Source organism: Pseudoduganella sp. RAF53_2 (assembly GCF_052113985.1).
Lineage (GTDB): Bacteria > Pseudomonadota > Gammaproteobacteria > Burkholderiales > Burkholderiaceae_D > Rugamonas.
On record NZ_JBFRDW010000269.1, the window covers coordinates 1 to 7,602 of the forward strand.

Sequence of the window (7,602 nt, forward strand, 5' to 3'; positions counted from 1 at the left end):
GCTCCAGATCCCGCGCCGGAATCGCCGGCAAAGCGTCGGACAGCGCCTTCATCACTCCCTGCAGTGCGGCATCGATGTCATACATGGCCACGCTCCACTAATCGTTCAAAGCCCGCACGCGCGTGTGCCAGACCATCTTCACGCTCAAGCAGGCGGGTATCGTGCTGCGCCGCCAGCAGCAAGGCATAGATCTCAAAGACCAGCTGTTCCGGATCGGTGCCAGCTGCGAGCTGCCGCTCTGCGACAGCCAGCCGTGCGTTGCTGATGAAGGCCTCGCGCCACGCCCGCACACTGCTCGCGAGTTCGTGCCGCACGGTGCCCGGCCGGTCGTCATATTCATACGCGCAGCTGATGTAGAAGCAACCGGCGGTCGAGCCGGACGCCACTTGTTGCAAGCTGGTGTCGAACAGGCGCCGCAGCCGCGCCAGGCCCGGATTCACGCGGCGCGCCGGCGACATCACCTCCGATTCGAAGCGGCGCCGATAGTTTTCCAGCACCGCCAGTTGCAGCGTCTCGCGGGTACCCACGCGCGCCACCACGCCGCTCTTACTCATCTTCATGGAATCGGCCAGCGATCCCAGGGTTAGTGCCTCCAGCCCGCCATGGCTTGCGACCGATAAAGCGTGGTCCAGGATGGCGGCGCGGGTTGTCTCCGATTTGCGAGGGATCATCCAAATCTCCCATTTTTTCAGTTAACCTGTCATACATGTTACTGTAATATCTCCGAACAAATCCACAATTTTGCAAATTTTCCGTCAAACATATACGACAGGTTATGAATACGATCTTGCATCTGGGCCTTGGGGCTTTTCACCGCGCGCACCAGGCAGCCTATCTACAGGCCTTGCACGACAGCGGCGATACCAGCTGGCGAATGGTCAGCGCAAATATACGCCCCGATGCGCAGGACCCCGCGCCCGGATTGCGCGCGCAAGCTTGCCGCTACACGCTGGAGACGGTCAGTCCGAACGGCGGCCGGCGATACGCCACGATCAGCGCACTGTCCGATGCGATTCCTTATGCGCCGGGGCTGCGCGAAGTCGTCGCACTCGGCGCTGACAGCAACACGCGCATCATTTCCTTCACCGTCACGGAAGCAGCTTATTTCCTCGACGACGACGGCCGGCTGGATCTGTCGGCTGGCGAGCTGCAGCAAGCCCTGGCCGACGCGCAAGCCGGATTCCCCGGCACGAATATCTACAGCGTGCTCACCGCCATCCTGCGCGAGCGCACGGCGCCGGTCACCCTGCTCTGCTGCGACAATCTGCGCCACAACGGGCGCCGTGTGCAGCGCGGGCTCCAGCATTTCCTCGCCCTGCTCGGCGACAGTCATTTGACCAGGTGGGTCGCCCAGAACACACGCGTGCCGAACACCATGGTGGACCGCATCACGCCGCGCGCCACACCGGAAGTCTGCACGCGTGTGCGCGCCGCGACCGGGCGCGAAGACCCGATGGCGGTCAGCTGCGAAGAGTATCTGCAATGGGTGATCGAGGATGACTTCTGCAATGGCCGTCCGGCATGGGAGCATGTGGGCGCGGAACTGGTCGCTGCGGTCGAGCCTTACGAGGAAGCGAAGATCCGCATCCTGAACGCCGCCCACAGCGCCATCGCCTGGGCCGGCGCGCTAGCGGGATACCAGTACATCCACGAAGCGCTGCGCGATCCCCGCATTCACGCCATCGCGCAACATTACATTACCGGCGCGGTATTCGACTGCCTGCGTCCAAGCCCCATCGATCTTGCCCGTTATCGCGACCTGGTGCTGGTGCGCTTCAGCAGCGACGCCATGAGCGACACGGTGGAGCGCGTGCTGGCGGACAGCTTCGCCAAGCTGCCTGGTTTCATTGTGCCGACGATTCGGGAGCGCATCGTACGCGGCCTGCCGCTCGATGCGGTGGCGCTGCTGCCGGCCCTGTTCCTGCAAGTGCTGCTGCGCTGGCATCGCGGCGAGCTGCAAACGCCCTACCACGATCAGGCGCGCGACCAGCAGGTCGCCAACGCGATCTGTATGGCGCGAGATCCGGTTGAATCCTTCTGCGCGCAACGCTCGATCTGGGCCGAGCTGGCGGACCACGCTACGCTGCGCAGCGCTATAGCAAAGGCGATGGCCGCATCAGTACCTGCTTGAGCGCGATGCTCGATTTGATATGCGCCACGCCGGGGATGCGCGTAAGCGTGCGGGTGAGGAAGCGCTGGTACCCATCCAGATCCGGCACCACCACGCGCAAGGTGTAGTCCGCGTCGCCCGTCATCAGAAAGCAGCTCATCACTTCCGGCGCGAGCGCAATCTGTTCCTCAAAGCGCGCGATGACTTCTTCCGATTGCGTGACCAGCGTGACCGCCACAAACACGCTGACCTTGCCCGCCAGCCGTCCTTCATCCAGCTGCGCAACGTAGCCGCGGATATAACCATTCTCCTCCAGCTGGCGCACGCGCCGCAGCGTGGGCGTCAGTGACAGCCCAACCTTCTCCGCCAACTCGCTCCAGGCCACGCGGCCATCACGCGCCAGCACTTTCAGGATTTTGCGGTCGGTTTTATCGAGCTCTGGCCCGTTAGTCATATTTACCTCAATTGTAGATATTATTAGTCAGATTCAACTAATGATCTCATGAATTACTAGTCATTTCAGTGAAATTCACTCTGGACCTTGCCGTACCATTTTCGGTATTCGATAACTACAGAGACACATCATGAGCAATACCATGTTCCTCAGCGGGATTCAGGCGCTGGTCCAGCTGCCGATGATCCAACGCCRCCGCGACCGCGCGGCCGGACTGAATACCGCGGGCCTGATTTCCGGCTATCGCGGTTCGCCGCTCGGCGCCTACGATCAGCAATTGTGGAAGGCATCGAAAGACCTGGCCGCGCACGACATCGTGTTCCAGCCCGGCCTGAACGAAGACCTGGCCGCAACGGCCCTGTGGGGCGCGCAGATGCATAAGGCGTACGGCCAAACCAAGGTCGATGGCGTGTTCGGTATCTGGTATGGCAAGGGGCCAGGTGTGGACCGCACCGGCGATGTGTTCCGCACTGCGAACATGCTCGGTACTTCGGCGCTGGGCGGCGTACTGGCCGTGTCGGGCGATGACCACGCCGCGCAGTCGTCGATGTATCCGCACCAGACCGACGGTATCTTCCATGCTGCGTCCATGCCGGTGCTGCAGCCGGCGAACGTGCGCGAGGTGATTGAACTGGGCCTTGCGGGCATTGCCCTCTCCCGCTATTGCGGCTTATGGGTCGGGCTGAAAACCATTGCGGAAGTGATTGAAACAGCGGCCACCGTGTCGCTCGACGGCATGCCCGCTTACCGCCTGCCCGATGCGCCGCTGCCGCGGCATGGTCTGAACTGGGACCCGAAACTGGCTTGGCCCGCACAACGCGCCGAGCTGGAACGGCGCCTGATCGAAGAGCGTCTGCCCGCCGCGCGTGCGTGGGCGCGTGCGAACGGTATCGATCGCAGCATCATTGCCGCGCCACATAAGCGTTTCGGCATCATCACCGTCGGCAAGGCGCATCAGGATTTGATTCAGGCGCTGGAAGATCTTCAACTGGATCACGCTCAGCTGCGCCAGATGGGCATCTCGGTCTACAAGGTCGCCATGAGCTGGCCGCTGGAAACCGAAGGCGCCAGCGCTTTCGCCAGCGGCCACGAGGAAGTGCTGGTCATCGAAGAAAAGCGCGCCAACGTGGAGGCGCAGCTRAAGGACGCGCTGTACGGCATGGCCGTTCGTCCGCGCATCACTGGCAAGAGCGATGGCGAGGGCGGCACGGTACTGCCCGAGATTTCCGAATTCAGCCCGATCATTGTGGCACGGGCGCTGGCACGCCGCTTTGGCGACGCGCTGCCGCTGCTGCGCCAACGTCTCGCGGCATTGGAAGGTTCTGCTACGCCGCTCGCTGCCGCCGTGATCCCGGTGCGCGCGCCCTACTTCTGCTCCGGCTGCCCGCACAACAGCTCCACTCGTACGCCGGAAGGCTCGATGGCGGGCGGCGGCATCGGTTGCCATGTGATGGCGTTGTCGCAGCCGGAGCTGAAGACGCCGACCTTTTCGCAAATGGGCGGCGAAGGCGCGCAGTGGATGGGCGCCGCGCCGTTCTCCGCGACCGGGCATATCTTCCAGAACCTCGGCGACGGCACCTATCAGCATTCCGGCTTGCTGGCGGTCCGCGCTGCGGTGGCGGCCAACACCAATATCACCTACAAGATTCTGTACAACGACGCCGTGGCCATGACGGGCGGCCAGGCCGCGGAAGGCGTGATCGATCCGGCGCGCATCACGCGCCAGCTGCATGCGGAAGGCGTGCAGCGTATTGCGCTGGTGTCCGACAATCCCGAACGCTGGCAAAGCGACGCGGCCCTTGCACCACGTACGACCGTCCACGACCGCAGCGAGCTGGATGAGGTACAGCGCACGCTGCGCGAAGTGCGCGGCGTGACTGCCATCATCTACGAACAGACCTGCGCCGCCGAGAAGCGCCGCCGCCGCAAGCGCAAGGCCATGCCCGATCCGGAACGCCGCCTGTTCATCAATGAGCGCGTGTGCGAAGGCTGCGGCGATTGCTCCGTGCAGTCGAACTGCATCTCGGTTGAGCCCCTGGAAACTGCCTACGGCCGCAAGCGAAAAATCAATCAGAACGCCTGCAATAAGGACTTCTCCTGTGTGAACGGCTTCTGTCCCAGCTTTGTGGACGTTGAAGGTCCGCAGCTGCGCAAACCCGACACCACGCGTCTGAAAGCGCTGGAAGCCGAGCTGTCCGCCAGTCTGGCCATGCCGCACATTCCGGCGCTGGATGGCCCGTTCAACGTACTGGTTGCAGGCATCGGTGGCAGCGGCGTGCTGACGCTGGGCGCCTTGCTGGGCGGGGCCGCACATCTGGAAGGCAAAGCATCCACGGTGCTGGATTTTACGGGCTTGGCGCAGAAGAACGGCGCGGTCGTGAGCCAGGTGCGCCTGGCGCCAAGTGCGGAGCAAATTGGCGCTGTCCGCATCGGCAATGGGGCGCTGGATCTGATGCTGGCGGCGGACATGGTAGTTGCCGCCTCCGCCGACAATGCCGCGCGCCTGTCGTCGCAGCGTTCCGGCGCAGTGCTTAATCTGGATGAAACGCCGACCTCCGAAATCGTCCGCAATCGCGACGCCACACAGCCATCGGCCCTGCTGCGCGCCCGCATCCGTCAGCGCTGCCAGGCGGAGCGCTTCCATACACTGCAAGCAAATGCGCTGGCGCAGGCACTGTTCGGCGACACCGTCGTCGTGCACACGCTGATGCTGGGCTATGCATGGCAACGCGGACTGCTGCCCTTGTCGCTGGAGTCCCTGCGCCGCACCATCGAACTGAATGGCGCCGCCGTTGCGCTGAATCTGAGCGCCTTCCAATGGGGCCGTATCGCCGCCGAGTACCCGGACGTGCTGGAACGCGTGCGCCCGGCACCTGCTGTCGTCACGCCGGCCACGCAAAGCCTGGACGAGCTGATGGCAGCACGCGTCAGCGATCTGACGGCCTACCAGGACACCAGCTACGCGCAGCGCTTTGGCGCGCTGGTCACACTGGCGCGCGAAACCGAAGCGCGCGTGGCACCGGGCAAGGATGACTTCAGCCGCCAGGTTGCCATCAGCGCCTATCGCCTGATGGCCTATAAAGACGAATACGAAGTTGCGCGCCTGTACAGCAGCGAAGAATTCCGCGCCAGCCTGGCGGCGCAATTCTCCGATCATCGCAAGCTGTCGCTGTGGCTTGCGCCACCGCTGCTGTCGCGCCGCAAGCGCAAGTTCGGTCCCTGGATCTTCAGCGCGATGCGGGCTCTCGCTAGCCTGAAGGGCCTGCGCGGCACAGCGTTCGACATCTTCGGCTACACGGAGGAACGCCGCAGCGAGCGTGCCATGGCGGAGGAATTCATGCACCTCATCGAGCAGGAATGCGGCCGCATGGACAGCTCCCGCTATGAATCGGCGCTTGAACTGGCGCGCCTGCCGCAGGAGGTTCGTGGCTTTGGCCACGTGAAGCAGCAGGCGATGGAAGAATACCGGCGCAAGCTGCAGCAATGGCAGCACACGCCGCGCGCGGTCACTTCAGAACGCGCAACGCGAACTGCCTGATCAACTCCGCAAACTCGGCACTGCGGCGCAGGCTTACGCCATGGTCGCAGTCCGGGAAGCGGTAGGTCGTGGCGTGCTGCGCCGATCCCGCGTAGCTCGCCTCACCGCTCACGTGGAAGGTATCCGTTTCACCGTTCACAAACAGGATCGGCTGCGGAATCGCGGACACCATTCTGCGGAAGTCGATCTTGTGCAGCGCCCCCATCGCCTGCGGAAATACCGCGAGACTCATCCCCGAATTCATCGTGGCCTGTACATCCGCCGGGGCCAGACCGAATTCGTTCGCCAGCAGACCCGGCATTTTCTCGGCCACCAGTTTGCGTTCATCCTTCACCGCAAACATCAGGCGGAACAACCACGCCTTCAGCAAATGGGGCCACAGCCTCGGTCCGGAAAAATCGCGGCTGCTGCCGCCTAACACAAGCCCCTTCAATTGCTCACGCGGCAGATGGCTGGCCGCGGCCTGGGAGGTATAGCCACCCAGCGAATCGCCAGCCAGGATGACCGGCGCCGGCGCCACCGACTTCGCCGCCGCTACCACCGTATCGATGGCTGCCTGCAGCGTGAACCTTTCGTTGAGCCGCGCACCGTGGCCAGGCAAATCAGGCGTCAGCACATTGAAATCAGGTTCGAGCGCACGGCGCACAGGCGCCCATGAGGCGCCGTTCAATGTTGCCCCGTGAACAAGAATGATGGTCGGTTTCAAGAAAGTCTCCTCTTATGATTGTCTACTTGTTGGACAGGTTACCGCAATTCCGCGTAAATAAGATGCGTTTGTGCCATCCCGCCAACAAAACTTATACAACATGTTTGACATGTTTTGAAAAACACTTGTATTCTGGCTCAAAACAAAGCAAACGAGGAGACCATGAAGCCAGCCGTAGAAGAAGTCATCCGGACACTGCAGGACCGCTATGCGGACCGCGTCAGTGTTTCGAACGCCGTGCGCGAGCAGCATGCGCGCGGTGAAGGTCTCGCCACCAGCCTGCCGCCGGACGCCGTAGTCTGGCCGCTGGACAAACACGAGGTCTGCGCCATCCTCGCCCTGTGCAATGCGCATCGCGTACCGGTGATTGCTTTCGGCGCGGGCAGCTCGCTCGAAGGCCATGTCAGCGCGCCTTTCGGCGGCATCTGCATCGACATGTCGCGCATGAACGCCGTGGTGCAGGTCAATGCGGAAGACAGCGACTGCGTGGTCCAGCCGGGCATTACGCGCGAAGACCTGAATGCCTACCTGAAGGGTACGGGCCTGTTCTTTCCGGTCGATCCCGGCGCCAACGCCACCATTGGCGGCATGGTGTCCACCCGCGCCTCCGGCACCACCACGATCCGCTACGGTTCAATGGCGCACAACGTACAATGCCTGGAAGTGGCGATGGCGGACGGCAGTCTGCTGCGTGTAGGTTCGCGTGCCCGCAAGTCGTCCGCAGGCTATGACCTGGTACATCTACTGACAGGTTCCGAAGGCACGCTCGGCGTCATCACCGAGATCACCTTGCG

Annotated in this window: 6 protein-coding genes; 3 read left to right on the top strand and 3 right to left on the bottom strand. The window is 63.0% G+C overall.

What is annotated here, in order from left to right:
• Nucleotides 1-77: 77 nt before the first annotated feature.
• Nucleotides 78-671, bottom strand: coding sequence for a TetR/AcrR family transcriptional regulator (locus AB4Z11_RS16740; protein WP_442026372.1), 594 nt, complete (start codon nucleotides 669-671; stop codon nucleotides 78-80).
• A gap of 104 nt (nucleotides 672-775) precedes the next feature.
• Here AB4Z11_RS16740 and AB4Z11_RS16745 point away from each other — a divergent pair, with 104 nt between their 5' ends.
• A complete protein-coding gene (locus AB4Z11_RS16745) occupies nucleotides 776-2,131 on the top strand; it encodes a mannitol dehydrogenase family protein (protein WP_442026373.1) in 1,356 nt (451 codons plus the stop codon).
• Here the strand turns inward: AB4Z11_RS16745 and AB4Z11_RS16750 are convergent.
• On the bottom strand, nucleotides 2,094-2,564 hold the full coding sequence (locus AB4Z11_RS16750) for an Lrp/AsnC family transcriptional regulator (RefSeq protein ID WP_442026374.1): 471 nt from the start codon (nucleotides 2,562-2,564) through the stop codon (nucleotides 2,094-2,096). The two genes, AB4Z11_RS16745 and AB4Z11_RS16750, sit on opposite strands and share 38 nt — an antisense overlap.
• Nucleotides 2,565-2,694: 130 nt before the next feature.
• Here AB4Z11_RS16750 and AB4Z11_RS16755 point away from each other — a divergent pair, with 130 nt between their 5' ends.
• A complete protein-coding gene (locus AB4Z11_RS16755; protein WP_442026375.1) occupies nucleotides 2,695-6,102 on the top strand; it encodes an indolepyruvate ferredoxin oxidoreductase family protein in 3,408 nt (1,135 codons plus the stop codon).
• On the opposite strand, the gene AB4Z11_RS16760 is transcribed toward AB4Z11_RS16755, so the two are convergent.
• Nucleotides 6,071-6,808, bottom strand: coding sequence for an alpha/beta fold hydrolase (locus AB4Z11_RS16760; protein ID WP_442026376.1), 738 nt, complete (start codon nucleotides 6,806-6,808; stop codon nucleotides 6,071-6,073). The genes AB4Z11_RS16755 and AB4Z11_RS16760 overlap by 32 nt on opposite strands.
• A gap of 162 nt (nucleotides 6,809-6,970) precedes the next feature.
• On the opposite strand from AB4Z11_RS16760, the gene AB4Z11_RS16765 reads away from it, so the two are divergent.
• On the top strand, nucleotides 6,971-7,602 hold a 632-nt coding region (locus tag AB4Z11_RS16765; RefSeq protein WP_442026377.1), incomplete at its 3' end, for an FAD-binding oxidoreductase.

Bases quoted from the DNA above. Each gene is read 5' to 3' on its own strand.
- AB4Z11_RS16740 (WP_442026372.1), bottom strand. From the start codon at position 671: ATGATCCCTCGCAAATCGGAGACAACCCGCGCCGCCATCCTGGACCAC.
- AB4Z11_RS16745 (WP_442026373.1), top strand. From the start codon at position 776: ATGAATACGATCTTGCATCTGGGCCTTGGGGCTTTTCACCGCGCGCAC.
- AB4Z11_RS16750 (WP_442026374.1), bottom strand. From the start codon at position 2,564: ATGACTAACGGGCCAGAGCTCGATAAAACCGACCGCAAAATCCTGAAA.